The 26,531-nt window shown below is 42.3% G+C and carries 25 protein-coding genes and 5 tRNA genes; 1 reads left to right on the forward strand and 29 read right to left on the reverse strand.

Going from position 1 to position 26,531, the window contains the following annotated elements; genetic code table 11:
- Positions 1–178: 178 nt before the first annotated feature.
- The 16 genes from FN960_RS07220 to FN960_RS07295 form a co-directional block, all read right to left on the reverse strand.
- A tRNA-Thr gene (locus FN960_RS07220) sits at positions 179–251 on the reverse strand.
- 3 nt (positions 252–254) lie between these two features.
- A tRNA-Phe gene (locus FN960_RS07225) sits at positions 255–330 on the reverse strand.
- A gap of 19 nt (positions 331–349) precedes the next feature.
- A tRNA-Asp gene (locus FN960_RS07230) sits at positions 350–426 on the reverse strand.
- Between the two features lies 1 nt (position 427).
- A tRNA-Glu gene (locus tag FN960_RS07235) sits at positions 428–502 on the reverse strand.
- A 68-nt stretch (positions 503–570) separates the two neighbouring features.
- Positions 571–643: transfer RNA gene (locus FN960_RS07240), tRNA-Lys, on the reverse strand.
- Positions 644–816: 173 nt separating this feature from the next.
- On the reverse strand, positions 817–2,103 hold the full coding sequence (locus FN960_RS07245; protein WP_143848018.1) for an adenylosuccinate synthase: 1,287 nt from the start codon (positions 2,101–2,103) through the stop codon (positions 817–819).
- A 1,072-nt stretch (positions 2,104–3,175) separates the two neighbouring features.
- Positions 3,176–4,540, reverse strand: a complete 1,365-nt coding sequence (gene dnaB, locus FN960_RS07250) for a replicative DNA helicase (protein ID WP_143848019.1) — start codon at positions 4,538–4,540, stop codon at positions 3,176–3,178.
- 86 nt (positions 4,541–4,626) lie between these two features.
- Positions 4,627–5,070, reverse strand: coding sequence for a 50S ribosomal protein L9 (gene rplI / locus FN960_RS07255; protein WP_143848020.1), 444 nt, complete (start codon positions 5,068–5,070; stop codon positions 4,627–4,629).
- Complete coding sequence (locus FN960_RS07260; RefSeq protein WP_143848021.1) at positions 5,070–7,034, reverse strand: DHH family phosphoesterase; 1,965 nt, start codon at positions 7,032–7,034, stop codon at positions 5,070–5,072. The genes rplI and FN960_RS07260 overlap by 1 nt, the downstream gene beginning before the upstream one ends.
- Positions 7,035–7,046: 12 nt before the next feature.
- On the reverse strand, positions 7,047–7,967 hold the full coding sequence (locus FN960_RS07265; protein ID WP_143848022.1) for a YybS family protein: 921 nt from the start codon (positions 7,965–7,967) through the stop codon (positions 7,047–7,049).
- A 194-nt stretch (positions 7,968–8,161) separates the two neighbouring features.
- A complete protein-coding gene (gene rpsR / locus FN960_RS07270) occupies positions 8,162–8,395 on the reverse strand; it encodes a 30S ribosomal protein S18 (protein WP_143848023.1) in 234 nt (77 codons plus the stop codon).
- Between the two features lie 43 nt (positions 8,396–8,438).
- Positions 8,439–8,924 carry a single-stranded DNA-binding protein gene (gene ssb / locus FN960_RS07275; protein ID WP_143848024.1) on the reverse strand — a complete coding sequence of 162 codons (486 nt, stop codon included), beginning with the start codon at positions 8,922–8,924 and terminating at the stop codon, positions 8,439–8,441.
- Between the two features lie 94 nt (positions 8,925–9,018).
- Positions 9,019–9,312, reverse strand: coding sequence for a 30S ribosomal protein S6 (gene rpsF / locus FN960_RS07280; RefSeq protein ID WP_143848025.1), 294 nt, complete (start codon positions 9,310–9,312; stop codon positions 9,019–9,021).
- Positions 9,313–10,154: 842 nt separating this feature from the next.
- Positions 10,155–11,255 carry a redox-regulated ATPase YchF gene (gene ychF / locus FN960_RS07285; RefSeq protein WP_143848026.1) on the reverse strand — a complete coding sequence of 367 codons (1,101 nt, stop codon included), beginning with the start codon at positions 11,253–11,255 and terminating at the stop codon, positions 10,155–10,157.
- Between the two features lie 74 nt (positions 11,256–11,329).
- The gene (locus FN960_RS07290) at positions 11,330–11,533 is read right to left on the reverse strand and encodes a DUF951 domain-containing protein (protein ID WP_143848027.1); all 204 of its coding nucleotides are present in this window, start codon (positions 11,531–11,533) and stop codon (positions 11,330–11,332) included.
- Between the two features lie 68 nt (positions 11,534–11,601).
- Entirely contained in the window at positions 11,602–12,639 is a 1,038-nt protein-coding gene (locus tag FN960_RS07295) for a YkvI family membrane protein (protein WP_143848028.1), read from the reverse strand.
- 87 nt (positions 12,640–12,726) lie between these two features.
- On the opposite strand from FN960_RS07295, the gene yyaC reads away from it, so the two are divergent.
- Positions 12,727–13,368 (forward strand): spore protease YyaC, encoded by a 642-nt coding sequence (gene yyaC, locus FN960_RS07300; protein ID WP_143848029.1) that lies wholly within the window; start codon positions 12,727–12,729, stop codon positions 13,366–13,368.
- Between the two features lie 84 nt (positions 13,369–13,452).
- Here yyaC and FN960_RS07305 read toward each other — a convergent pair whose 3' ends face one another.
- From FN960_RS07305 to FN960_RS22760, 13 genes are all read right to left on the reverse strand, one after another.
- The gene (locus FN960_RS07305) at positions 13,453–14,166 is read right to left on the reverse strand and encodes a DUF554 domain-containing protein (RefSeq protein WP_143848030.1); all 714 of its coding nucleotides are present in this window, start codon (positions 14,164–14,166) and stop codon (positions 13,453–13,455) included.
- Between the two features lie 29 nt (positions 14,167–14,195).
- A complete protein-coding gene (locus FN960_RS07310; RefSeq protein WP_143848031.1) occupies positions 14,196–15,350 on the reverse strand; it encodes an aminotransferase class V-fold PLP-dependent enzyme in 1,155 nt (384 codons plus the stop codon).
- A gap of 64 nt (positions 15,351–15,414) precedes the next feature.
- The gene (locus FN960_RS07315) at positions 15,415–16,272 is read right to left on the reverse strand and encodes a ParB/RepB/Spo0J family partition protein (protein WP_143848032.1); all 858 of its coding nucleotides are present in this window, start codon (positions 16,270–16,272) and stop codon (positions 15,415–15,417) included.
- Positions 16,265–17,026, reverse strand: a complete 762-nt coding sequence (locus FN960_RS07320; protein ID WP_143848033.1) for a ParA family protein — start codon at positions 17,024–17,026, stop codon at positions 16,265–16,267. Before FN960_RS07320 ends, FN960_RS07315 begins: the two co-directional genes overlap by 8 nt.
- Positions 17,027–17,174: 148 nt before the next feature.
- Complete coding sequence (gene noc, locus FN960_RS07325) at positions 17,175–18,026, reverse strand: nucleoid occlusion protein (RefSeq protein ID WP_143848034.1); 852 nt, start codon at positions 18,024–18,026, stop codon at positions 17,175–17,177.
- A 191-nt stretch (positions 18,027–18,217) separates the two neighbouring features.
- Complete coding sequence (rsmG, locus tag FN960_RS07330; protein ID WP_143848035.1) at positions 18,218–18,931, reverse strand: 16S rRNA (guanine(527)-N(7))-methyltransferase RsmG; 714 nt, start codon at positions 18,929–18,931, stop codon at positions 18,218–18,220.
- A gap of 12 nt (positions 18,932–18,943) precedes the next feature.
- On the reverse strand, positions 18,944–20,833 hold the full coding sequence (gene mnmG / locus FN960_RS07335; RefSeq protein ID WP_143848072.1) for a tRNA uridine-5-carboxymethylaminomethyl(34) synthesis enzyme MnmG: 1,890 nt from the start codon (positions 20,831–20,833) through the stop codon (positions 18,944–18,946).
- Positions 20,834–21,248: 415 nt separating this feature from the next.
- Positions 21,249–22,625 carry a tRNA uridine-5-carboxymethylaminomethyl(34) synthesis GTPase MnmE gene (gene mnmE / locus FN960_RS07340; RefSeq protein WP_143848036.1) on the reverse strand — a complete coding sequence of 459 codons (1,377 nt, stop codon included), beginning with the start codon at positions 22,623–22,625 and terminating at the stop codon, positions 21,249–21,251.
- 222 nt (positions 22,626–22,847) lie between these two features.
- Positions 22,848–23,486: an RNA-binding cell elongation regulator Jag/EloR gene (gene jag, locus FN960_RS07345; RefSeq protein ID WP_143848037.1), complete on the reverse strand. Its 639-nt coding sequence runs from the start codon at positions 23,484–23,486 to the stop codon at positions 22,848–22,850.
- Entirely contained in the window at positions 23,419–24,252 is an 834-nt protein-coding gene (spoIIIJ, locus tag FN960_RS07350; RefSeq protein WP_143848038.1) for a YidC family membrane integrase SpoIIIJ, read from the reverse strand. The genes jag and spoIIIJ overlap by 68 nt, the downstream gene beginning before the upstream one ends.
- A gap of 25 nt (positions 24,253–24,277) precedes the next feature.
- Positions 24,278–24,640 carry a ribonuclease P protein component gene (rnpA, locus tag FN960_RS07355; protein WP_143848039.1) on the reverse strand — a complete coding sequence of 121 codons (363 nt, stop codon included), beginning with the start codon at positions 24,638–24,640 and terminating at the stop codon, positions 24,278–24,280.
- 164 nt (positions 24,641–24,804) lie between these two features.
- Complete coding sequence (gene rpmH / locus FN960_RS07360) at positions 24,805–24,942, reverse strand: 50S ribosomal protein L34 (protein WP_143848040.1); 138 nt, start codon at positions 24,940–24,942, stop codon at positions 24,805–24,807.
- 455 nt (positions 24,943–25,397) lie between these two features.
- On the reverse strand, positions 25,398–25,556 hold the full coding sequence (locus FN960_RS22760; protein ID WP_185970954.1) for a hypothetical protein: 159 nt from the start codon (positions 25,554–25,556) through the stop codon (positions 25,398–25,400).
- Between the last annotated feature and the right edge of the window lie 975 nt (positions 25,557–26,531).

Raw genomic sequence — 26,531 nt, forward strand, 5'->3', positions numbered from 1 at the left:
CTATTCTTATCTAACTCATTCTATTTTAACACAAATAACCTGTAACAAAACGACATCCATATGATCGTTGTACAGGAAGATAGGCATATATATGCATGCTACAGTTCATTTACAATCACTCGTACAAAAAGAACCCTCATTGCATATAGACCATGAGGGTTCTCCAAACGTGAGTGAATGCCGGCCAGAGGACTTGAACCCCCAACCTACTGATTACAAGTCAGTTGCTCTACCAATTGAGCTAGGCCGGCAAATGGTGGCTCAGGACAGAATCGAACTGCCGACACACGGATTTTCAGTCCGTTGCTCTACCAACTGAGCTACTGAGCCACAAATATTAAAAATAAAATGGCGGTCCGGACGGGACTCGAACCCGCGACCTCCTGCGTGACAGGCAGGCATTCTAACCAACTGAACTACCGGACCATGGTGACCCGTACGGGATTCGAACCCGTGTTACCGCCGTGAAAGGGCGGTGTCTTAACCGCTTGACCAACGGGCCATGGAAGTTTGTACTATGTACAATGTGAGCCAAACATATAAATCTCGGCTCTCTCTTTTGATAAGAAGTGAGCCATGAAGGATTCGAACCTTCGACCCTCTGATTAAAAGTCAGATGCTCTACCAACTGAGCTAATGGCTCATGTGACATGAATGTTGCCTTGGCGACAAGATTTATCTTAGCATATATGGTTGACCCATGCAATATTTTTTTAGAAAAATATTTGATTCATCTTCTTTTTTTCTCTCTACTCAGAATATCGAATAAACATAGCGAACGCAAGGAGTGATTTCACTCCCTGCGTTATCTAGTTCTTATGCGAATACTCCACGTACTAAGTTCGTTTGCTCACGGTCCGGGCCAACAGAAAAAATAGTTAATGGAATACCAGACAGCTGTGAAACTCTCTCAATATAATGACGAGCATTAGCAGGTAATTCACTTAGGCTTTTGACTCCTGTAATATCCTCTGTCCAACCAGGCAATTCTTCATAAACAGGTTCACATTCAGCCAATACCTTTAAGCTTGCTGGGAACTCTTCCATGATCTCGCCACGATATTTGTACGCGGTACAAATCTTTAACGTTTCAATGCCGGTTAAAACATCAATCGAGTTAAGAGACAAATCCGTAATTCCACTTACTCTACGCGCATGACGTACAACCACGCTGTCGAACCAACCCACACGGCGAGGACGACCAGTTGTTGTACCATACTCATTTCCAACATCACGAATTAAGTCACCTGTTTCGTCATGAAGCTCCGTTGGGAACGGGCCATCTCCTACACGTGTCGTGTATGCTTTTGAGACACCTACCACATGATTAATTTTAGATGGGCCAACACCAGAACCAATCGTCACACCGCCGGCAATCGGATTAGAAGACGTTACAAACGGGTATGTCCCTTGATCAATATCAAGCATAACTCCCTGAGCACCTTCAAATAATACACGTTTGCCCTCATCAAGAGCATCATTGAGAACCACAGAAGTATCACATACGTACTTAGCAATTTGCTGTCCATACTCATAATACTCTTCAAAAATTTCTTCTTTTGTGAATCCTTCTGTTTCAAAAAACTTCTCAAACATCCGATTTTTTTCTTTAAGATTCATCTCAAGTTTCTCTTCAAACGTTTCTTTATCAAGTAAATCAGCAATACGAATACCAATTCGCGCTGCTTTATCCATATATGCTGGGCCAATCCCTTTTTTCGTTGTCCCAATTTTATTGGCACCTTTGCGCTCTTCTTCCACAATATCAAGCTTTAAGTGATACGGAAGAATGACATGGGCACGGTTACTAATTTTTAAATTGCTTGTATCAACATCACGATCATGCAAATATTTTAATTCTTCAAGAAGTGCTTTTGGATCAATGACCATTCCATTCCCAATCACGCAATCCTTCTCTTTATAGAAGATTCCGGATGGGATAAGGTGAAGCTTATACTTCGTTCCACCAAATACAATGGTATGTCCTGCATTATTTCCACCTTGGTAGCGCGCGACAACCTCTGCTTTTTCTGAAAGGTAATCGGTGATTTTTCCTTTTCCTTCATCGCCCCACTGAGTTCCTACAACAACAACTGATGACATGTGTTGCACCTCCAATACTCTTCTAAAAACCCCAAATAAGTATATCAGCTAAGCGAGAGAGCGTCAAACTAAATCCGAACGTTTGGAATGAGAGATTGAAAGTTTGTTCGTGAAAAGGGGAGGGAGATAGGTAAACCGATAGAGGAAGAGCTCTTTTAAGTCAAAAGCGATTGGTTGCGGTGCGTAATACTTGTTAAGGCGCTTCGGTTTCGCTACCGAAATGGGGGGCACTTACCCGAGGTCAGGTATTGAGCTAATCTGGCTCTGCCATCTTATCTCAATGAACCTGTTCATCCCGCAGGTGTCGGCCCTCCCATTTCGTCCGCTTCGTTGGGTGGGTTTATGGGGGGAAGTTCAAGGGATTCTTCTTGCTTGGTGTTTCGTTCTTCTTGGTGTTCCTTGCTTTTCTCTTGGTAACAGGGGCTACTTCTTGCCAAGGGCTCCGTTCCTCTTGGTGTTTCTTGCATTCCTCTTGGTATCAGGGTTTGCCTCTTGCTAAGTGCCCCATTTCTCTTAGTGTTCCTTGCTTTTCTCTTGGTAACAGGGCCTGCTTCTTGCTAAGTGCCCCATTTCTCTTGGTGTTTCTTGTTTTTCTTTGGTAACAGGGTTTGCTTCTTGCTAAAGGCTTCATTCCTCTTGGTGTTCCTTTCTTTCCTCTTGGTATTAGGGTTTGCCTCTTGCTAAAGGCTCCGTTCCTCTTGGTGTTTCTTGTTTTCCTTTTGGTAACAGGGTTTGCTTCTTGCTAAAGGCTTCATTCCTCTTGGTGTTCCTTTCTTTCCTCTTGGTATTAGGGTTTGCCTCTTGCTAAAGGCTCCGTTCCTCTTGGTGTTTCTTGCTTTCCTCTTGGTAACAGGGCCTGCTTCTTGCTAAAGGCTCCGTTCCTCTTGGTGTTTCTCACTTCCCTCTTGGTAACAGGGTTCGCTTCTTGCTTAGTGCACCATTCCTCTTGGTGTGCCTTGCTTTCTTCTTGGTATCAGAGTTCACTTCTTGCTAAGTGTCCCTTCCCGTTGGTATCACCATTAATGCCATAAAAAAAGCAGAACGCTCTTTGCGTTCTGCTCTCCAATCTCGATTATGCTCCGGGTGGGATGTCTCGTTCGTCGTGGCGGCGGTCGAGATTGACGAATTTATTGTATTCTTTTACAAAGGCTAGTTCTACGGTTCCGACTGGGCCGTTCCGCTGCTTTGCGATGATAATTTCTATGATGTTTTGGTTCTCTGATTCCTTGTCATAGTAATCATCGCGGTAGAGGAAGGCGACAATATCCGCATCTTGCTCGATACTTCCTGATTCCCGGATATCTGACATCATTGGGCGCTTGTCTTGTCGCTGCTCTACGCCACGGGAGAGCTGAGAGAGGGCGATGACGGGCACTTCTAGCTCTCTGGCAATGGCTTTGAGAGTTCGAGAGATTTCTGATACTTCCTGCTGGCGGTTTTCGCCGCTACGGCCATTTCCTTGAATGAGCTGCAGGTAATCAATCATAATCATACCGAGTCCACTCTCTTGTTTGAGACGGCGGCATTTGGCGCGGATGTCGTTCACTTTTACACCGGGGGTATCATCAATGTAGATACCGGCCTTTGAAAGTGAGCCCATCGCCATCGTTAACTTCTGCCAGTCCTCATCGTTAAGTGCACCGGTTCTCATCCGTTGTGCGTCAATATTTCCCTCGGCACACAGCATCCGTTGCACAAGCTGGCTGGCTCCCATCTCGAGACTGAATATCGCAACGTTTTCCTCTGTTTTTGTGGCTACGTTCTGAGCAATATTTAGAGCAAAGGCTGTTTTACCTACGGAAGGACGGGCAGCAACAATAATTAAGTCGTTTCGCTGGAAGCCTGCCGTCATTTTATCAAGCTCGGAGAAGCCTGTAGCAATTCCAGTGATATCTCCCGTTTGGTTCTGAAGCATTTCAATTCGGTCGTAGGTTTCTACTAGAACATCCTTAATCGAGATAAAGGCACTTGAGTTCTGACGGTGAGACACCTCGAGAATTGTTTTTTCGGCTTCATTTAAGATGGTGTCTACTTCTTCCTCGCTGGCATAGCCTTCTGCAGCAATATCTGTGGCCACACGAATGAGCCTTCTGAGGACAGACTTTTCTTCGACAATTCGACTATAGTATTCGACGTTCGCGGCTGTAGGAACTGCATTTGCGATATCTCCAAGATATGAGACTCCGCCAATTTCCTCGAGCCATTTGCGGTCTTGTAGATCTGAGGTTACGGTGACCAGATCGACGGGCTCTCCTTTTTCGGCAAGCTCCACCATGACCTGATAAATCCGCTGATGCGCTGCCCGGTAGAAATCCTCGGGAATTAAGCGCTCAGTCGCTGTAATTAGAGCTGTATCTGCTAAAAAGATGGCGCCAAGCACCGCTTGCTCTGCTTCTATATTTTGAGGGGGAGTCCGATCAGAAAATAACTCGCTCATGCTTCATTCTTCCTTTCAAAAAAAACAGCTCCCCCTCGCTCCTGTTAGAGGAAAACAAGGAGGATAGCTGTTTGATCAGGTCGCTCTTATTCTTCAACTACATGCACTTTGACAGTAGCTGTTACGTCAGGGTGAATTTTGATTGGCACATTGGTGTAACCGAGCGCTCGAATCGGCTCGTTTAAGCCGATTTTACGCTTATCCACTTTTTTCTTCATTTTCTTTAGGGTTTCGGCGATTTGCTTTGTAGAGATGGCTCCAAATAGACGTCCGCCTTCTCCAGCCTTAGCTTTGATCTCAACAGTGAGAGCTTCAAGCTCGGCTTTATATGCCTTGGCTTGCTCTAGCTCTTCTTCTTGTTTTTTGTCTTGGCTTTTTTGCTTTGCTTCAAGGTCCTTCACATTACCTTGTGTGGCAGCTACAGCTAACTTGTTTGGCAGAAGATAGTTGCGAGCATAACCTTCAGACACGTTTTTGCGTTCGCCCTTTTTTCCTTTACCTTTAACTTCCTCTAAAAAAATGACTTCCATTACGCTTCTCCTCCAATCGCTTCGTCTATCGCTTGCTGAAGCTGTTCTTTAGCATCTTCAATCGATACATCCTCTAGCTGAGTGGCTGCATTAGATAAATGCCCACCGCCACCGAGGCTCTCCATTATAACCTGTACATTGACTTCCCCTAAGGATCTTGCACTGATACTAGTAAGACCATCTGATCTCTTTGAAATAACAAAGGAGGCAACCACACGCTTCATCGTTAGCAGGGTATCCGCTGCCTGTGCAATGACAAGCTGCGAATACACTTCAGATTCATCGGCAGTGGCAATCATATAGCCATCCTTATACATTTCACCTGACTCGACAAGCTTTGCTCTCTTTTTGTAGTGCTCCAGATCTTCTTTTAACAGCTGCTGAACCATCACTGTATCAGCGCCGTTTGACCGTAAGAAGGAAGCGGCATCAAACGTTCTTGCCCCTGTTCGGATAGCAAAGCTTTTTGTATCAACAATAATTCCGGCAAGCAATGCTGTGGCTTCCAAGCGATCCATATTCAACTGCTTCGGCTGATACTCTAAAAGCTCCGTCACGAGCTCGGCTGTTGATGATGCGTAAGGCTCCATATAGACGAGAACTGGGTCATGTATAAAATCTTCGCCACGTCTATGATGATCTAAAACAACCACGCGGTTCACCATATCAAGCAGCTTTGGCTCAATAACCATCGAAGGCTTATGTGTATCAACTACGACCAAAAGAGTGTCCTTATCAATTAAAGAGACCGCTTCTTCAGGTGAGATAAATTGTGACCAAAGGTGATCGTGTGTTTCAACCTCTTCCATTAATCGTTGTACATCGGCATTCATATCACTTTGATCAAGAACAATATAGCCTTCTCGATCATTCACATCTGCAATTTTTAATATACCGATTGAGGCACCAATGGCATCCATGTCTGGACGCGAATGACCCATCACAATCACACGTTCACTTTCTGTCACAAAGTCACGTAGGGCATGGGCTATCACTCGAGCACGAACCCGAGTACGTTTCTCCATGGCGTTTGTTTTGCCACCATAGAACCGAACTCGTCCATCCTTTCGCTTAATCGCTACTTGATCTCCTCCGCGCCCAAGCGCTAGGTCTAAACTTGATTGAGCGACATTTCCAAGATCACGCAAGGATGCTTCCTCTGTCCCCACCCCAATACTTAAGGTAATCGAGGCTTTCTCCTTACTTGTCACTTCCCGTATCTCATCAACAATCGCAAATCGATTCTCTTCAAGCAATAGCAACGATTTGTAATTCATTACTGCTAAAAAGCGATCTGACGCCGTTCGTCTAAGAAAAATATCATACTCGTTCGCCCAGTTGTTTAAAGTGGAAGTGACCGCACTCATCATTCGACTGCGCACCTGATCTTCCATCCCTTGGGTCACTTCATCGTAGTTATCAAGATAAATTAAGGATACAACCGTTTGGGTATCCTCAAATAATTCCTTGGTTTCTTCCTTCTCCGTCACATCTGTAAGGTAAATCAGACGCTCGTTGTATTCAATTTCTACATGATAATAGGAAGAGTCAATCTGAACCGTATCCGTATCAGATTCCTCATCCAAAATGACCAGAAGATCTTCACTAATATGTGAAAGCTGCTTACCGATCACATCATGGCTTAGTCGATTTAATACAAAAGGGTTTACCCATTGTACCTTTAAGTCTTCATTATAAAGAATAATTCCTACTGGCAGATTGGCTACCGCACCCTCACCTGCCTTATTCACACGATAAGACAGAGTCGAAATATAGCTTTCTAAATCTCGCTTGAAGGCTTGCTCTGCCTGTAACGAGTAAAATGCAACTAGTATAACAGCAGCAAAGCTAACCAGTCCCATCTGCCAATGCCAAAACGCAATGACAGAGCTCAACAGGATCGACAACGCAAACAGGGTCATTACATGATAGCCGTGCCAGCGTTTCGTTAAAGACTTCGGCATACTTGTCAACTCCTACTTCCTCTGGCTTCCAAGCCTGCTTTTCAAATCAAGAACCATATCTGCTATACCAATTAATCGAACCACTAGTTGGAGTGGTGCAAGTAGTATAGTCATAAAGATAACAATGACTCCAAACACCTTTGGGTATTTCTTATGATCAAAGAAGAAAAAGACAAAGCTGAGTCCCTGGATCATCATGATGGTATTAACCAAAAGATAAATATTAGTAACCGCAATAAAAAGCGTGCTTCCTTCTTCAGGATTGCTAAGTATTAACACAAATACAATCAAATACACCCAAATAAATACCTTTGGAAATCCCCAATTTTTAAAGGCAGGTAGCCTTTTCACATCCATACGGTACTTGCGAAGCAGTATACCTATTAGCCACACAGTAACAAGTGCCATCATCGTTGCAAAAAAGACAATAAGAAAAGGCACTATATATGGAATTTGATTCATTCCATCTGTTACTAAGTCAATTTGCTCCTGCGATTGACCAGCAACTTGTAAAAGATCTGTTACCTGTTCTCGCTGGCTGCGGACCAGCTGGTTTATTGTCATATCTGAAAGAACTGAAATCCAGACATAAGCCATGGTTAAAAACAAGGTATAGGTTAGGCTGACCCCTCTAAGGACGGCAAATCCGTCTGCTTTTCTACGGTGAAGCTCTCCTGTAACCACTCCCGCAAGCGCAAATACAAGCGTTACAAGAAGTCCGAGGGTATGAATCGGCCACGAAATCATACAGAGCAAAAGATATAGAACCAATGATTTTTTTAGTTCATGCCTACTAGCAAAATACGCTAGTGGCAAAGGCAGTGCCCAAACAACAATGATATTTACAATGGGTACAGCAAGCACCACCAACAAAAGCAGGAGATAAATCCCCGTTATCAGTGTGCCTTCTTTCCAAGGACTTGTATGATTCACACATTCACCTCATTTTACCAACAAACAAAATGGCCCTTTTTTTGTATAGAAAGGCCTTTGACAATTCCACATATACTTGTTTATTTTAGCGCAATTACCTTAAAAATTAAAGGATTGCTTTTAGTCTATGCGCTTTTGTCCAAAAAAATAAATCGACAGGATGCTACGTTCCCGTCGATTTATCATCATTTAAATTAATTTACTTCATTTACATAAGGAAGCAATGCGATTTGACGAGAACGCTTGATAGCGATAGTCAATTTGCGTTGGTACTTTGCAGAAGTTCCAGTCACACGACGAGGCAAGATTTTGCCACGTTCTGAGATGAAACGTTTTAGAAGCTCAGTATCCTTATAATCGATGTGCGTAATTTTGTTTACAGTGAAGAAACAAACCTTACGGCGCTTAGGACGACCACGACGAGCCATAACGGAACAACTCCTTTCCTATAAATGTTCAGTCAGTTACCTATTAAAACGGTAGATCATCATCTGAAATATCAATGGGTTTTCCGTCATTTGCAAACGGATCATCATTGTATCCACCCTGCTGGCGATTCGAATTTTGGTTATAATCGTTCCCGCCACCCTGGTTATAGTTAGCATTTTGATTACCGCTTGATTGGTTATTCTGACTATTACGCGGTTCCAGGAACTGGACGCTGTCGGCTACAATCTCGGTCACAAAGACGCGACGGCCTTCATTGTTGTCATAGCTTCTTGTTTGTACTCGGCCATCTACGCCTGCCAAGCTGCCTTTGTTTAGAAAGTTAGCTACGTTTTCAGCTGGTTTACGCCACACCACACAGTTAATGAAATCGGCTTCACGATCTCCCTGTTGATTCGAAAATGGACGATTCACAGCGAGTGTAAAGTTAGCGACTGCCACACCATTTGGCGTATAGCGCAATTCAGGGTCTTTTGTTAAACGACCAACCAGGACAACACGATTTAGCAATCCATATCCCTCCCGCTTTTAAGATGTATGAAGACGGTCCCCGAGAGGATGTCACATGTTAGATTGATGCTCATCACCAATCTTTGGGTTAAAATTAAGCTACGTCTTTAGTTACTAGGACACGAATAACGTTGTCGTTGATTTTGATTAAGCGATTAAATTCATTAAGCGCATCAGAATCAGCAGCAGCGTTCACGTTTAGCAATACGTAGAAACCTTCAGTGAAATCATTGATTTCATAAGCTAAACGGCGTTTGCCCATTTCATTAACCTTTTCGATCTCAGCTCCGTTAGTTGTTAACACGTTATTGTAACGTTCAACAATCTCTTTATAAGCTGATTCTTCAAGGTTTGGAGCGATAATGTACATGATTTCGTACTTACGCATTCCGGCCACCTCCTTTTGGTCTAAGCGGCTCCGATCATACGGAGCAAGAAGCAAAACTCATCAACAGAGTCATTTTACTCACAACAATTAATGATAACAGATAAAACAGGCTTAGGCAAGGATTTAAAAGAGGTTAAAACAAAATTTGGTTGCTCCGGCTTCGCTCCCGGGATGAGGGACCGCTTTCCGCGGGCAGGCGTTGAACTAAATGGGCAAAGCCTTGTATTTTAACCTTGCCTGTTTTTCGAGGCCACTGAAAAAGTCATGTAAGAATTAGCGGAATGGCGGCCGCTACAGGAGAACCCTTCGCTTTCCGCGGGAACGGCCTCAGCCCTCGAAGCGGAAAACCACCACTTCGATGTCTTCAGACGCGTTCTGTTCCGCAGGAGTCTACGGGTTCTCCTTCCGCTAACGTTTTGACTTAAACAATTGAAAAAAGTACTTAGTTTTATAAAAATCATTTTTCAGTGACCTCTTTTTTTCCCGTAGGAGTCGGCCCTCTCATCTCGTCCGCTGATATAGATTTACTCTCAAAATAATACTTGCTGAAAATATCATTCTTTTTTTGAAATGTTGAGATCCATATATTTACACAAATCAAATGTACTATTAAATAAATGTAAAATATATCTTCAGGTATGGAGGCCAAAAATGACTAATAGTTTTATTGTCATCATCTTAGGTTTGATCTTGGTTATTGGTATTCCTGTTGGTGTTTTTTTTGCTATAAAACATTTGATTACGTATTATTTTAAATGAAGAATAAATATCAAGAGTAAGTAGGTAAAAGAAAAACGAAGGCTATGATGCCCTTCGTTTTTCTTTATATATGAGAATTCACCTTAAACGTTAAAACGGAAGTGAATGACGTCGCCGTCTTGGACGATGTATTCTTTTCCTTCTAGGCGGACTTTTCCACGTTCTTTAGCGACGGTCATGGATTCTGCGTCGACTAGGTCTTCGTAGGAAACGATTTCTGCGCGGATAAAGCCTCTTTCAAAGTCAGTATGAATGATACCGGCTGCTTGAGGGGCTTTAATTCCTTTTTTAAATGTCCATGCACGGACTTCTTGCTCGCCTGCTGTGAAGTAGGTTTGAAGTCCAAGAAGCTGGTAGGCAGCGCGAATGAGCTGATCGAGTCCTGACTCAGCAATGCCTAAATCATCGAGGAATTCCTGCTTTTCATCGCCATCAAGCTCAGCAATTTCCTCTTCAATTTTGGCACAGACGACAATGACCTCACTGTTTTCATCTGCTGCAAAGGCTCTAACCTTTGCCACGTATTCATTCTGGTCTGGATCCATGATATCTTCTTCACTTACGTTGGCTGCATATAATACAGGTTTGCTTGTTAAAAGGTGCATGCCTTTCACTAGCTTAGCTTCCTCATCTGAGAAATCAATGCTTCTCGCTGGTTTTTCTTCCTCAAAGGCTACACGTAGCTTTTCTAAAACGGCAAGCTCTGCGACTGCATCCTTATCTTTAGTCCGAGCCAATTTAGATACACGCGCCAAACGCTTGTCCACTGTTTCAAAATCAGCGAGGATTAGCTCTAAATTAATGACTTCAATGTCACGAATTGGGTCAACGCTACCCGAAACGTGGGTAATGTTATCATCTGCAAAGCACCGTACCACGTGGGAGATCGCATCTACCTGACGAATATGTGATAGAAACTTGTTTCCAAGCCCCTCACCTTTACTTGCTCCTTCTACGATTCCAGCGATGTCCGTAAATTCAAATGCGGTAGGGATCGTCTTTTTAGGTTTGACTAACGTTGTTAAGACTTGTAGTCTATGATCTGGAACCTCAACAATCCCAACATTTGGATCAATGGTACAGAATGGGTAGTTTGCTGATTCTGCACCCGCCTGTGTAATCGCATTAAATAATGTCGACTTGCCGACGTTAGGCAAGCCTACAATTCCGGTTGTTAAAGCCAATGAAGTCACGTCCTTTTTTTCTTATATTTGTTCGCATAACAAAACAAGGCAGCGGGCAAAACCCCTCACCTTGTTTACTCTTCGGGTTGAGCATGTTCTACGATTTTTTTTAGCTTACGGGAAAACTCTTTGCGGGGAAGCATGACACTGTGTTGACATCCCAAACACTTAATACGCACATCCATACCGACTCGGATTATTTTCCACTGATTGGCTCCACAAGGATGCGGTTTTCTCATCTCCACGATATCGTGCAGTGAGAATTCTTTATCTGCCATACCATCCAACCTCCTTGCAGCATACTAATCACCATTATACACGATTATGAATTAAAATGGGAAATCGTCTAGTCTGCTTTTTTGTTTCTAAGAAGAGCGGGATGATGAAAAAATGGATAAAGAATGATGCATATGAGCAGGTAGACATTAACTACCCCATACAATGGATATAGAAAGGCAATCATAGACGAAAAGCCAAAGGTGGTAAGAGGGGCCATAATGGCGATTAACAGCATAGCTATAAGCCAGCTTTCTCCTTTTATGTGTCCTCTTAATCTAGAAATTAATCCAAATATTCCTGCCCCTGCCGTAGTATAGATAGCCAGCCACAATAGAACAGACATCGCCACCACCATAATCGATGGATATTGTTTAAGAATCACAAATAGTGGAATTTCATAGAACATAATCTCTCCTGCAATTTGAAGCAGTGATTCATTGTAAAGATACGAGATGGAGCCCATGAGCAGCCCACTACCCAATGAAGCAATCCAAATTTCTCCGCGATGTTTCATTTGACGCCCGATCGCTGAAACAACCGCAACGATCGGCAGTATATTTAATGAAGTGAATGTAATCGCAGCTGGCCAATTATGCTGATGGGACCACTCAAAGGTAAATTGAAAGCCTAAAGATGACTGAAACACTAGTAAAATACTAACCAATGAGAGAATTAAGATTGGAATTAGAAATGCGTTAATCGTTGTCATGCCATGTGTATCTTTTAGAAACAGTAGAACCACCATGGCACCACTGCCTGCCATACCTAGCCAAAACGGAATATTATATACTTCAAGGGTGGCTCCTGCTCCAGCGAGCATAATTGTTGTTGTTGAAAACAAATATGAAAATATCACCCAATCATACGCCTTCGCTAATTTATCTCCCACTAACGTTGTGAGTAATGGCACATATTGAGTAGATTGTTGCTTAAAGGCTAGATTCATGATGACAAAACAGCTAATGGTAAACAAAATCGCAAATAATAGAATGGCGACATTACTTTCCGCTCCAAAAAACTGCCAGAGCTCTCGGCCCGATGCATATCCTGCTCCTATTAACGTACCAACAATTAAAAACATCCATTTTAGACCGTTTGCCCACATCCTGCCCGCTCCTTTTATCTAATCTGCATGTATAAAAACGCCTTTAAACTACTATACTGTTACTACTATGGCAAAGGAGTACAAGTTATGAGTCCAAACTTATGGCGTTTCACCAAAAAGAAAGAGCTTAAGCCTTTTCGTGTGCCCTTTGAGGATATTCATGCCTCACACGAGCCGTTTGCCGATAAAATTTTCTCCTATTGTCAAAATGTAAGTAATCAAAACATGGTTATTCTTTGTGTAGGAACGGATCGATCCACAGGTGATTCTTTGGGCCCATTAATTGGATCCAAGCTTGAAGCCATGTCTTTACATCACTTTTCTGTATATGGCACGCTTAAATATCCTGTACATGCAATGAACCTAACAGAAAGACTGGAAGACATTAAGAAAAAGTACATGAATCCTTATATTATTGCTATTGATGCTTGTCTTGGTCAGCAGATGAATGTGGGTTCGCTTACTTTACAGGAAGGTCCACTTTACCCTGGGGCTGCCGTTCAGAAAAAGCTTCCAGAGGTGGGGGACATCCATATCACGGGTATTGTAAATGTGGGCGGTGCGATGGAGTTCTACGTCCTACAAAATACGCGCTTACATGTCGTTATGTCGATGGCTGAAAGTATTGCCCAATCTATTTATCTTGCAGATCAAAAATTATCTGAACATTCGACAAGTTTATTACATGTTGACGCTTTTAAGCCATTCATGATTGAAAAAGATGTATAGCCTTACGCATATTGTGATTGATATAAATAGCACAAAAAAGACTCTTTTCCTATGGTGGAAAGAGCCTTTTTATGTGTTGAACACTTAAAAAATACTATTTATTAGCCACATCAGACCAGCTAACACTGGGAGGGCTGGGAGGAGGTTAGCCACTCTAATCGCTGTTAAGCCTAAGATGTTTAATCCAATCGCTACGACCATAATTCCGCCTACAGCTGACATTTCAAGTATAAACTGATTCAAAAAGTAATCGGGTACAATCACAGCGATGTAGGTCGCCATCAGGGCAATTGAGCCTTGGTATAAGATGACGGGTATAGCTGAAAGCAGGACACCAACTCCAAGTGTTGAGGCGAAAATAATCGCAGATAGACCGTCTAACATGGCTTTGGTGTAAAGCAATGAATGATCGCCTCTTAATCCACTATCAATGGACCCGAGGACAGCCATGGCTCCAACAACATAAATTAAGGTTGTGGTGACAAATGCTTGCGCTACTTTTCCCGATTCTCCTGATTTTGCAGGTTTTATAACACTTTCAATCCAGCGACCAAATTGATTCAAATACGAATCAATACCAATCCACTCACCCATGACGCCTCCTATGGCTAGGCTTGCAATGACAAGTAGAAATTGCTGCGTTTGCAAACCCATTTGAATCCCTAATAGTATGACAGCAAGGGCAATCGCCTGTAGGACCGTTGTTTTCATTTTTTCCGGAATATTTTGTACGAGTAAGCCTAGGCCACCTGCAACTACAATTGCAGCTCCATTTACTAAAGTTCCTGTAAGTACCATATATATTATCCTATTCTATGCTCCAAATTTTACATTGAAAATGCTTCGACTATTTCATGTAGAGCGTTCACTAGCTGTTTTACTTCTTCTTCGGTGTTATACGGTCCAAAGCTAACGCGGACCAATCCCTCTTGTATTGTATCTAAATGCTGATGGGCTCTTGGCGCACAATGAAGCCCTGCTCTGACTGCGATCTGATAGCTGCTATCTAGAATCATGGCAACCTCGTGACTCGGCACATGTTTCACGTGAAACGAAACCACGGACACGCGATTTTCCACGGAGGTTTGTCCAACCATTTGAATATCTTCTACATTGGAAATGCCTTCAATAAATTGTTTCATTAATGCTTCTTCATGTTCAAAAATAGCATCAATGCCTTTGAGTTTAACTGCTTTCACTCCAGCTAATAACCCTGCAATGCCCGGTGTATTTAACGTTCCCGCTTCATAGCGTTCTGGCCATGTTAAGGGCTGGACATCCTCTTCAGAGCTTGTTCCCGTGCCTCCGTGGATGAGTGGAGCTAGCTGATAATCATGTTTACTAATTAACACCCCTGTTCCTTGGGGACCAAGTAAACCCTTATGACCGGCAAAAGCTAATAAATCAATATGATCATGTTCCATTGAAATATTCAGCTTACCTGCAGTTTGTGAGGCGTCTACTACGAATATCGCTTGGTGCTTTTCTAATCGTAAACCAAACTCTGCTACGGGAAATATTGACCCTGTTATATTGGAAGCATGAGTCACGACGACCATTTTGGTTTGTTCCGTTAATTGGCTTTCAAAATCATCTAGATCAAATTCATCCAGTTCATTAGGTTTAACATAGGTAACCCGTACCCCTTTTTCTAATTCAAGCATTTTTATGGGGCGTAAAACAGAGTTATGCTCATACACGGTAACAAGAATGTGATCTCCTTCTTCAAAAGGATAGCCAAGAATGGCTTGATTTAGTGCCATCGTGGCGTTTTGATAAAACCATACATGTTCATTTTTGGGCACTTTAAATAAAGAAGCTATTTCTGTTCGTGCTTCTTTTACAATGGCTGCGGCTTTTTGCGAAAGAGTGTGTCCTCCCCTGCCTGGGTTGGCGGCGTATAGGTCTACTGCTTCTTTCATAGCCTCCCCTACTTCATGAGGCTTAGGAAAAGATGAGGCGGCATGGTCAAAATAATACATGTACATCTCCCTCCATTAAAAAAATGAAGTCATCTCTAGAGGATGACCTCATTCTATCTACTCTTTATGATTGTTTCTCTTCAACAGATAAAATTTGTAGAATTCGATCTAGATCATCCTCAGAGAAATAGTCGATTTCGATCTTTCCTTTTTTCTTACCGGGTTTGATAGCGACAGATGTTCCTAAAGTAGAACGTAGGATATCCTGTCTTTCTTTTAAAAATGGACTAAGATTAATTTTTCTGCGTTTTGTTTCACGTGAAACGCGATCATTTAATTGTTGGATGAGCTGTTCTAATTCTCTAACACTAAGCTTATCATGAAGGACCTTCTCTAACAACGAAGAGAGCTTCTTCTTATCAGCTAGCCCGAGTAATGCTCGCCCATGTCCCATTGATAGCTTCCCATCTGAGATAAATTGCTGTACCACAGTTGGCAATTGAAGTAGTCGAATATGATTGGCAATATGCGGTCGACTTTTGCCAAGTCGTTTGGCTAATTGCTCCTGCGTTACATCAAGGTGACTCATTAATTTTTGATAGGCAGTTCCTTCTTCAATAGGATTAAGATCCTCACGTTGAAGATTTTCAATTAACGCTAATTCCATCATCTCATCATCGTTAAATTCTTTAACAATAGCAGGAATAGACTCTAGCTTTGCATGCTGCGCTGCGCGAAACCGTCTTTCCCCTACAACGATTTCATAGCCTTTAATACTTTTGCGAACCGTAATCGGCTGTAACACGCCATGGGTTTGAATAGAATGAGAAAGTTCACTTATGGCTTCATCCGAGAAGTTCTTTCGTGGTTGGTAAGGATTCGGTCGAATTTGTTTTAGTGAAATCTCTTCAATCTGTTCTTGTTTTTCATCTGAGTGTTCAGGAAAAAAAGCTTGAAGTCCTTTGCCTAACCCTTTAGCCATTTGCTACCACTTCCTTCGCTAAATCTACGTAAACTTCTGCTCCACGTGACTTTGCATCATAAACAATGATTGGTTTACCGTGACTTGGTGCTTCTCCAAGACGAACGTTACGAGGAATAATGGTATCAAATACTTTTTCTCTGAAATATTTCTTCACTTCATCAATAACTTGAATTCCTAGATTCGTTCTGGCATCAAGCATTGTTAAAAGAACACCTTCAATAGCAAGGTCTGTATTCAAATGCTTTTGTACCAGTCGAACGGTGTTTAACAATTGGCTTAATCCTTCTAATGCGTAATACTCACATTGTACGGGAATTAGTACAGAATCAGAGGCAGTTAATGCATTGATCGTTAATAGACCAAGAGATGGAGGGCAATCAATGAAAATATAATCATATTCATCGGCTACCTCTGACAAGGCTCGTTTAAGACGAACCTCTCTGGAAATCGTAGAAACGAGTTCAATTTCAGCTCCTGATAGCTGGATGGTTGAAGGGATAACGTGTAAATTCTCAACCGTGGTCCCTCTAATCACAGATTTTGTTTCAATATCCTCTACTAACAGATCATAGACACATTCGTCTACGTCTCCTTTTTCTACTCCTACCCCGCTTGATGCATTTCCTTGCGGGTCTATATCAACCAAAAGGACTCGCTGTCCAAGATGAGCAAGACATGCGCTTAAATTTACAGCAGTGGTGGTTTTGCCCACTCCTCCTTTTTGATTGGCTATCGAAATAATTTTGGCCACTAAGCCACCTTCTTTCCCTCAAAAAAGAACTAACATAAGTCGTTCTTATTCTATCATAATTTTAGGGAAAGGATTTTAGAAAGTTGTGTGAGATCAAAAAATCGTTCAAAAAGAATGGTAAAAAAATAATCTATCAGCCATAGATAGATTACTTTTTGGGAATTCGAATCGTAAATTGATAGAAATCATCATTTTCTTCTTCGTTTGTGTCTATATGAAGCCCACTTTGAAGAACCATATCCACTGATTGTCTAATTGTATTCATCGCAATACGCATATCTTTAGAATAGGCTTTTCTCGTTGCTTTTTTCTTTTTTTCCTCGGAAGCAGGTGCTACTTCCAATAGTGATTTGACTAGCTCTTCTGTTTGTTTCACATTTAATTGCTGCTCAATAATTTCTGCTAGAACTGTAGATTGCTTTTCAGCATCCTTTAGTGTTAATAGGGCTCGTGCATGTCTTTCAGAAATTTGTCGATCCAGAATTGCTTGTTGAACCTCTTCAGGTAGATGCAACAATCGTAGCTTGTTGGCAATGGTAGATTGCCCTCTCCCTAGACGTTGAGCTAAGCTTTCTTGCGTCAACCCATGAATTTCAATAAGCTTTGCATAGGCTATAGCTTCTTCAATAGAGGTTAATCCTTCACGTTGAAGATTCTCAATGAGCGCAATAGAGGCTGTTTGTGAGTCATTAAATTCTTTAACTAGAGCAGGAATCTTCTCCCAACCTAGTGACGTGACGGCTCTCCAGCGTCTTTCCCCTGCAATAATTTCATATTTGTCATCACGTGCACGTACAACGATTGGTTGGATGACTCCGTGGGTGCGAATGGTTTGAGCTAGTTCTTCAATCTTTTCCTGATCAAATACGGTCCGAGGCTGAAAACGGTTGGGTACAATTTCTGCTAAAGAGATTTGTTGCACTTCCTCGTTCTCTCTAATCTCTGCTGTCTCATCCTGTTTGTCATTAAAGCCAAATAGGCGTGAAAACGGCTGCTTCATCGCCTGACACCACCTTCTGTTTATAAACCTCTACGTCTTATCTATCTATTCGACATAAGGGCTTATAATCCCTTTTTATATCTAACTCCTTTATATCCTGAGAGCGTTTAAGCGTCAAGCCTTTATTTGTCTCAATTTCCCACGTTATGTATATACCAGATAGCGTTTCACGTGAAACGCTATCTGGAACGTTATAGAGGCTGCTTGGCAGGAACTCCTGCTTTACGTGGATACTTCTTCGGTGTAGGTCGTGTTTTTTCAAGCAGATAAATGGTACGTTCACTTTCCTCTTCAGGCAACGTAAATTCATACGTTTCACGAACCGTTCCACCTAATGTTTTAATTGCCTTTTCAGCATCTTGTAACTCTTCCTCTGCGCCTGCACCTTTCATTGCTAGGAAATCCCCACCCTGTTTAACAAAAGGTACACATAGCTCTGATAGCACTGAAAGCCTGGCAACAGCTCTAGCGGTGACAAGATCAAACCGTTCACGATACGCGGGATCCTGCCCTGCAATTTCTGCACGGTTATGCTGAAAAGAAACATTGGTTAAAGCAAGCTCTGAAGAAAGATGCTCAAGAAAACCAATCCGTTTTTTTAGAGAATCAATAATCGTTACATGAATATCTGGAAAAACGATTTTAATTGGAAGACTAGGAAAACCCGCTCCTGCTCCAACGTCTAATAGGCTTTTTCCATCCGAAAAGGAGTAATAGAAGCCCGCACTAATGGAATCATAAAAGTGTTTTAGATACACATCACTTTCAGACGTTAATGCCGTTAGATTCATCTTTTCGTTCCACTCCACTAATAGTTCAAAATATCGTTCAAACTGCCATTGCTGATGCTCTGTTAATTCAATTCCTTTTTTTGATAAAGATAGAACAAATTCACTTTTATTCATATGTCCCTCTTTCTATGGTTTCACTTTTGCCAGTTTCCCTTGCTCCATATAAACAAGCAGGATGGAGATGTCGGCTGGATTCACTCCTGATACACGTGAAGCCTGACCGAGTGAAATAGGTCGTACCTCTGCCAGCTTTTGTTTGGCTTCCGTAGCAAGACCGTTAATGGCCATATAATCAAGGTCTTCTGGCAGCTTTTTGTTTTCCATTTTCTTTGAACGTTCAACCTGCTGCAATTGTTTACTAATATAACCCTCGTACTTCACTTGAATTTCCACCTGTTCTGCCACATCCTCAGGAATCAAAGCTCCCGCTGGTGGAATCACCTTGGCGATATGCTGATAGGTTAATTCAGGACGACGTAGGAGCGCTGCAGCATGCATAGCTTCAGTTAGTGGTGAAGAGCCTGCTTCCTCAAGCATTTGATCAACTTCAACAGATGGCTTGATCACAAATTTTTCGATGCGTTTCTTCTCAGAGAAGATTTGCTCCTTTTTCTCAAGGAAGCGATTAAAGCGGTCCTCTTTAATTAAGCCAATTCGATGACCTACCTCTGTTAATCTTAGATCAGCATTGTCATGACGTAGAAGTAGCCTAAATTCGGCTCTAGAGGTCAAAAGACGATAAGGCTCATTTGTACCCTTCGTTACTAGATCGTCGATGAGAACGCCAATGTAGGCCTCTGATCGATCAAGTATTAATCCTTCTTCGCCTCGTACTTTAAGAGCTGCATTGATACCTGCCATAACCCCTTGTCCTGCTGCTTCCTCATATCCAGATGTTCCGTTTATTTGTCCTGCTGTAAATAAGCCCTCTACCTTTTTAGTTTCAAGGGTTGGCCATAGCTGGGTTGGAACCATTGCGTCATATTCAATCGCGTAGCCTGGACGCATCATTTTTACGTTTTCAAGTCCAGGGATCGTTTTTAACATGTTGAGCTGTACATCCTCAGGTAAGCTCGTTGATAACCCCTGTACATAAACTTCAGTTGTGTTACGTCCTTCTGGCTCTAAGAAAATTTGATGTCTCGGTTTATCGTTGAAGCGGACAATTTTATCCTCAATGGATGGACAATATCTTGGACCGGTTCCTTCAATCATTCCCGAGTACATTGGAGAACGCTTCAGGTTCTCATTAATGATTTGATGCGTATTTGCAGACGTATAGGTAAGCCAGCAAGGCAGCTGATCGGTAATATATTTCGTTGTTTCATAGGAGAAAGCACGCGGGACGTCATCTCCAGGTTGAATTTCTGTTTGATTATAATCAATCGTGTTTCCATTTACGCGTGGAGGAGTACCTGTTTTAAAGCGAACCATATCAAATCCTAGTTCTTGCAAGTGATAAGACAGCTGCACAGATGGCTGCATGTTGTTTGGGCCACTTTCATAGGCAAGCTCGCCCAAAATAATTTTCCCACGCAGATAGGTTCCTGTTGTGATCACCACGGCTTTACTGCGGTATTCTGCGCCGGTATTAGTGATGACACCTTTGCAGACACCCTCTTCAACGATCAGTTTTTCTACCATACCCTGACGAAGTAGCAGATTCTCCTGCTCTTCAATTGTTTTTTTCATTTCATGCTGGTATAGAAATTTATCTGCTTGTGCGCGTAATGCACGTACAGCAGGGCCTTTGCCCGTATTTAACATTCTCATTTGGATGTGCGTTTTATCTATATTACGGGCCATTTCTCCGCCCAATGCATCTAGTTCTCTTACAACAATTCCTTTTGCCGGTCCTCCAACAGACGGGTTACACGGCATAAACGCAACAGCATCTAGGTTCAATGTTAGCATTAATGTGTTTGCACCCATACGGGCTGAGGCAAGTCCTGCTTCTACGCCTGCATGCCCTGCACCGATGACGATCACATCAAATTCTCCACCTTGATAGCTCATGGCTAATCCTTCTTTCTTTAATATAGTGTAATTCTGGTCTTCGGCTTCGCTACCTGGACGTGGGGCACGCTTTCCGGGGGCAGACATTGAACTAAACTGGCTATGCCAGTTCATTTCAATTAGCCTGTTCATCCCCTCGGAGTCGGCCCTCACGTCCAGTCCGCTGGATCAGTAGTCCAGCCTACCAGCAAGCATTAAAAACCAAATAATATTGTATCGATTTAATTAAGAAGCTTCGATTCAGCTTCAAAGATTAGGGATACGCTTTCCGGGGGCGGGCGTTGAACTAACCGAGCTTTGCCCGTTCATTTCAACCCTGCCCGTACATCCCCTCGGAGTCGGTCCTCACGTCCAGTCCGCTGGCTGAGTGAAATACTCAAATGACAAAATCAAAGCAAACTACACTAGTAAAACCTTATTTCCCTAAACAGAACTGCGAGAAGAGTTGGTCGATGAGGCTTTCTTGTACGCTGTCACCGATAATTTCTCCTAGTAGCTCCCATGTTCTTGTTACATCTATTTGAATTAAATCGATTGGCATGCCTGATTCTGAGGCTTCTAATGCGTCTTGTGCTGTTTGCTTTGCCTGTTCTAGAAGGGCAATATGACGGGTGTTTGATACGTACGTTGCATCCTCGCCCTCAATGGCTCCTTCAAAAAACAGATTCGCAATCGCCGTTTCTAGCTCGTCAATGCCTTTATCTTCAATAAAAGCGGTTGTCACTAGCGGGCGTGCCCCTGCAAGCTCCTGTACTCGGTCCAGGTCAATCTTCCGTGGCGTATCCGTTTTATTAACAATGATGATGGCATTCATGCCTGCCACTGCTTCAAAGAGCGCTTCATCCTCTTTGGATAACTCTTCCCCGTGATTTAATACAAGTAGAATCAAGTCTGCTTCTCGTAATGCCTTCCTCGAGCGTTCCACGCCTAGTTTCTCAACGATATCCTCTGTTTCACGAATACCTGCCGTATCCACTAAACGCAGAGGTACGCCTCGAACATTGACATACTCTTCAAGTGTATCTCTTGTGGTACCCGGGATATCCGTCACAATGGCTTTATTTTCGTGAACCAGACTGTTCATTAATGATGACTTCCCTACGTTGGGTCTACCTATAATGGCTGTAGCTAAGCCTTCCCGCAAAATTTTACCCTGGCTAGCTGTCTCTAAAAGCTTATCCACTTCTTTAATAACAAAACCTACTTTATCCACCATTAAATCCTGTGTCATAGCTTCGGCATCATATTCCGGATAATCAATGTTTACTTCAACATGGGCCACTGTTTCCAGAAGCTCTTGGCGCAGCACAGAGATTTTTTTAGATAATCGCCCTTCAAGCTGACCTAACGCCACGTTCATCGCTCGGTCTGTTTTTGCGCGAATTAAGTCCATGACACCTTCCGCCTGCGATAAGTCAATCCGACCATTTAAAAAAGCTCTTTTCGTGAATTCTCCAGGTTCCGCTAGCCTCGCTCCATGTTTTAGCGCAAGCTGAAGAACTCGGTTGACAGAGACCAACCCCCCGTGACAGTTAATCTCTATAACGTCCTCCCTTGTGAAGGTACGTGGCGCTCTCATCACACTAATCATTGCTTCTTCTACTTTATTGGTTCCATCTGTAATGTGACCATACACAATAGAATGCGAGGCAACTTCCGCGAGCGGCTGCTTTCCTATATATAAATGAGAGGCAATGGCAATGGCTTCGTCTCCACTTAGCCTAACAATGCCAATCGCTCCTTCTCCTTGTGCTGTGGATATTGCTGCAATCGTATCAAATTCAGTAATCATCTACTACTCACCTCCTACAAAAAAAAGATTTGTTTAATAAAAGTCCGCAGTTCTTCTAATATAATAGAATAGCACAGAGTAGGTGGAAAAGCTATGAAGGTAGCTGTGGATACAGGACCATCATTTGGCACACGAAACTCTACTCCCATCTAAAGTAGACGCGAAAAAATCCAAACATCCACGCATTGTTCACGTTATGTTCGGATTTTTTTACTTCGTTCATTATGTCGATTTCTTAACAATTACGTGTCGATGAGTGCCTTTTCCTTTTGAATAGGTCATGACACCCTCTTGATTATAAAGCATTTGGTGGACAATTTTTCTTTCTCGTGCACTCATCGGCTCTAACGGGATCTCCTCTTGCTGTTCCTGCGCTTTTTTAGCGACTCGTATAGCAAGCTCACGTAGAGATTGGATTCGCTTTGCGCGGTACCCGCCGGCATCGACTAAAAAGTTAACATTTTTTGTATGTCGTCGATTCGCTGCTAGGCCAACTAGATACTCTAGTGAATCAAGGGTTTGTCCCCTTTTACCAATCAAACGAGCGGTATCTCTTTCCTGCTCACAAGCAACGGAAAGACTCACACCTTCATTCGTTGTTTGTTTGTCGATGGTTGCCGGGATCCCCATTTCTTTCATGGTTTGAGTCAGAAATTCATACGCCTCTTCTTCAGGATCAGGCAAAACATATGCTTCAATTGTTGCATTCTTTACACCAATCAATCCTAGAAAACCCTTTTTTGCCTCTTCAAGAACCTCAAAGTGCACACGATCTTGGGGGACATTTAATTCGTTAGCGGCGTTTTTTACTGCTTCTTCTGTTGTTTTTCCTGACGCCTTTACCTTTGTTACCTTTAACATCAGATTTCCCTCCAACGCCCGCTTTCGTAGCCTTACGTTGTTCTACGTTCGGGCCCGTAATAAAGTACGTTTGAGCAATCATAAACAGGTTTCCAACAACCCAATAAAGAATAACGGCTGAAGGCAGAAATAATCCAAATACAGTAATCATAATTGGCATAGCATACAGCAAGATTTGCATCTGCGGGTTGTGTTGAACCATCATCATCTTCTGCTGAACATATGTGGCGGCACCCGCTACAAGAGGCAGCAAAAAGATAGGATCCGGTTGATCAAGAATAAACCACAGAAAACTGTGACCACTTATTTCCGATGTTCTCATAATGGCGTGGTAAAGCGCCAGTAAAATAGGCATTTGAATAACTAACGGCAAACAGCCCGCAAATGGATTCACGCCTCTTTCCTTATAAAGACCCATTAATTCACTTTGCAGCTTTTGTTGAGTATTCTGATCCTTTGCACTATACTTCTCTCGCAGCTTCTGCATCTCAGGCTGCAATAATTGCATGGCCTTCATACTTTTGGTCTGCTTAATCATTAATGGCATAATGACAAGTCTAATGAGAATGGTCAATGCCACAATGGCTAACCCATAACTGTTAAACGCCTCGGCAAAGTTTATAATAAGCCAGGAAACTGGATAAACAAAAATACTGTTCCAAATTCCCTCACTATTACTTGTGATCGGCTCATTTACACTAAAGCACCCAGTTAATAGAAATAAAAGACCAAATGATACAATAAGTAGGCCCCACTTATTTTTCACTCTTTCACACCCTCTGCACAACTTTTCATTTTCTTGATGTTTGTTGATTACGTGTTAATACGCCACCTTTTCTCATTACATGAGCAAGACTAGCGTGAAATTCCTGATAATCCATTGATGCAGTAGGCTTTCTCGCTATGACAACGTAATCACAGTTAGGAAGCAGCGTTTCCTGTTTTTCTTGAAACACCGTACGTATTAAACGCTTGATTCGATTACGCATCACCGCATTGCCTACTTTTTTACTCACAGAGAGTCCTAGTCTCAGCTGCTCTTGATCCTCTTTCTTAAGAACGTACAGAACAAACTGACGGTTCGCAACGGAACGACCATGATTAAATACAGCCGAAAATTCCTCATTCTTTTTAATCCGCTGTTCTTTTCTCATATTTCCGCTCCTCTAAAGTTTGTTCTACTTGAAGCAAAAAAGACCACTGTCTGCCAGTGGTCTCAGATGTTTGATCCTTGCCGCGAACGCGTGCGCCAAAAGAAGCACATGCACAAAGCAAGTCCAAGAATCTGAAGTTGCTTATCACTGGCTATCAGCGGTTTTTATGCGGACAATACTTTTCTTCCTTTTTGACGACGACGAGCTAGAACTTTACGTCCGTTACTAGTGCTCATTCTTGCACGAAAACCATGCTTTTTCTTACGCTTACGGTTATTTGGCTGAAAGGTTGGTTTACCCATTAATTACACCCCCTGCGAATTGCTCATAAAAAATAAAATTCTGGCTGTAAGACAGTCCTGTAAATTATATAGAAAATAAATGACTATTGTCAAGATTAAATTAACACGATTGTCAACATCTTATTATAAACCTCTAGAAGGCTTTTCAGCAAGCCTTGATGTTGGAGGTGGATAACTGACAATTTAATTAGAGGAAAAATTCACTAAAGGATCAACGTATTCGCTACCTGGATGGCAGGCACGCTTGTGTAGAGTGAAAATCTTTGAGGATATGGTTTATCAAGAAGAATTCTGTCTTACGCAGGAGGATCTTTATTTTAGTAAGAACTTCGGCGCAATTCCCAAGAATAATTTTTTTTGGATAGAGGGCGACTCATGATTCGTTTCTTCCGTCGCTCCCAAAATAGGGGGCACGCTTACCGCGGGCAGGCATTGAACTAACCGGGCAAGCCCGTTCATTTCAATAAGCCTGTTCTTCCCGCAGGTGTCGGCCCTCCTATTTTGTCCGCTTGTTTTAGATAGGCTTTGATATGACTATTTATACAAAATAAGAACTTGACCCCGGTAGTAAAAAGATCCTCTGCTTTTTCATAAATAATTGGGGCAATTACCAAGATCGCTCCTCCCTCCCCGAGCGAAAAGCCCTTTAGATGAGGTATATCAAGAAGAATTTAAGCATTGCCAAGAAAGATCCTTACTTCAGCAAGAGCTCCGCAGCACTTACCAAGAAAGACAGCACGTTAGCAAGAGAATCTTCATCTTCTCCAAGAAGACTGGACTCAATACCAAGAACCAAAGCCTTTTAACAAGAACTTTCTTAGATTCATCAAGAAAGATTTCATTTTACCAAGACCGCTCCTCTCTCACCGTGCGAAATGCCCTGTGGATGGTAAAGCCCTCATATTTGTCTAAATACTGATGCTAATACCTCTCATAGCAAGCGGACGAAAATGGAGGGCCAACACCTGCGGGATAAAAAGGTTCAATGAGCTAACTCGACGGAGTCGAGTTAGCTCATTACCTTCCCGCGGTAAGCGTGCCCCCATTTTCGGGAGCGGCAGCCGAAGAAACAAAACATGATTCTCCCTCTATCTTCACAACACTCTTCTACCTCTTTTCAAAGACAATCCCCTCACCAGCTCAATTTGAAATTGTGACGACCGACGATTCTGACGCTCACTTTTTTCACAACAATAATTATTTCTCCACATGATCGAAATAATCCCCAAGATCATTTTTCATTCCAAAATTCTCTTCTGCCTCTTTCAAAAATCTCTGTGGACAACTCTAAATGACATATTTCGACTTATCCTCTGAGTCATCGACAAGTTACTCACATATCTTGTGTTGTGGAAAAAAATTAGACACAACATAGTGTGGTTTGTGGATAAATCGAACAAACCATTGCGGTATCAAGTTTGTTTTGCTATGATTATATTGTTTTCATTCGTGGATATATTATTTTGTAATGAATCCTGTCCACAGCCTGTGGGTAAAGTTGTGGACAGGATATTTTTCTATGGATTATCTTGTCCACAAGAATGTTAGTCATTCCATTTTTGATGCTTTTCTACTATACTATTATTTTT

Origin of the sequence: Alkalicoccobacillus porphyridii (assembly GCF_007293315.1) — a bacterium.
GTDB lineage: Bacteria > Bacillota > Bacilli > Bacillales > Bacillaceae_D > Alkalicoccobacillus > Alkalicoccobacillus porphyridii.

Excerpts from the sequence above, each read along its gene's own strand:
- FN960_RS07260 (WP_143848021.1), bottom strand. The coding sequence starts at position 7,034 with ATGCCGAAGTCTTTAACGAAACGCTGGCACGGCTATCATGTAATGACC.
- mnmG (WP_143848072.1), bottom strand. The coding sequence starts at position 20,833 with ATGAGCTATCAAGGTGGAGAATTTGATGTGATCGTCATCGGTGCAGGG.
- FN960_RS07310 (WP_143848031.1), bottom strand. The coding sequence starts at position 15,350 with ATGTATTATTTTGACCATGCCGCCTCATCTTTTCCTAAGCCTCATGAA.
- rpmH (WP_143848040.1), bottom strand. The coding sequence starts at position 24,942 with ATGGGTAAACCAACCTTTCAGCCAAATAACCGTAAGCGTAAGAAAAAG.
- FN960_RS07290 (WP_143848027.1), bottom strand. The coding sequence starts at position 11,533 with ATGGCAGATAAAGAATTCTCACTGCACGATATCGTGGAGATGAGAAAA.
- FN960_RS07315 (WP_143848032.1), bottom strand. The coding sequence starts at position 16,272 with ATGGCTAAAGGGTTAGGCAAAGGACTTCAAGCTTTTTTTCCTGAACAC.
- FN960_RS07295 (WP_143848028.1), bottom strand. The coding sequence starts at position 12,639 with ATGTGGGCAAACGGTCTAAAATGGATGTTTTTAATTGTTGGTACGTTA.
- FN960_RS07245 (WP_143848018.1), bottom strand. The coding sequence starts at position 2,103 with ATGTCATCAGTTGTTGTTGTAGGAACTCAGTGGGGCGATGAAGGAAAA.
- noc (WP_143848034.1), bottom strand. The coding sequence starts at position 18,026 with ATGAAGCAGCCGTTTTCACGCCTATTTGGCTTTAATGACAAACAGGAT.
- yyaC (WP_143848029.1), top strand. The coding sequence starts at position 12,727 with ATGAGTCCAAACTTATGGCGTTTCACCAAAAAGAAAGAGCTTAAGCCT.
- dnaB (WP_143848019.1), bottom strand. The coding sequence starts at position 4,540 with ATGAGCGAGTTATTTTCTGATCGGACTCCCCCTCAAAATATAGAAGCA.
- rsmG (WP_143848035.1), bottom strand. The coding sequence starts at position 18,931 with ATGAATAAAAGTGAATTTGTTCTATCTTTATCAAAAAAAGGAATTGAA.
- rpsF (WP_143848025.1), bottom strand. The coding sequence starts at position 9,312 with ATGCGTAAGTACGAAATCATGTACATTATCGCTCCAAACCTTGAAGAA.
- jag (WP_143848037.1), bottom strand. The coding sequence starts at position 23,486 with ATGTTAAAGGTAACAAAGGTAAAGGCGTCAGGAAAAACAACAGAAGAA.
- rnpA (WP_143848039.1), bottom strand. The coding sequence starts at position 24,640 with ATGAGAAAAGAACAGCGGATTAAAAAGAATGAGGAATTTTCGGCTGTA.
- FN960_RS07305 (WP_143848030.1), bottom strand. The coding sequence starts at position 14,166 with ATGGTACTTACAGGAACTTTAGTAAATGGAGCTGCAATTGTAGTTGCA.
- rpsR (WP_143848023.1), bottom strand. The coding sequence starts at position 8,395 with ATGGCTCGTCGTGGTCGTCCTAAGCGCCGTAAGGTTTGTTTCTTCACT.
- rplI (WP_143848020.1), bottom strand. The coding sequence starts at position 5,070 with ATGGAAGTCATTTTTTTAGAGGAAGTTAAAGGTAAAGGAAAAAAGGGC.
- mnmE (WP_143848036.1), bottom strand. The coding sequence starts at position 22,625 with ATGATTACTGAATTTGATACGATTGCAGCAATATCCACAGCACAAGGA.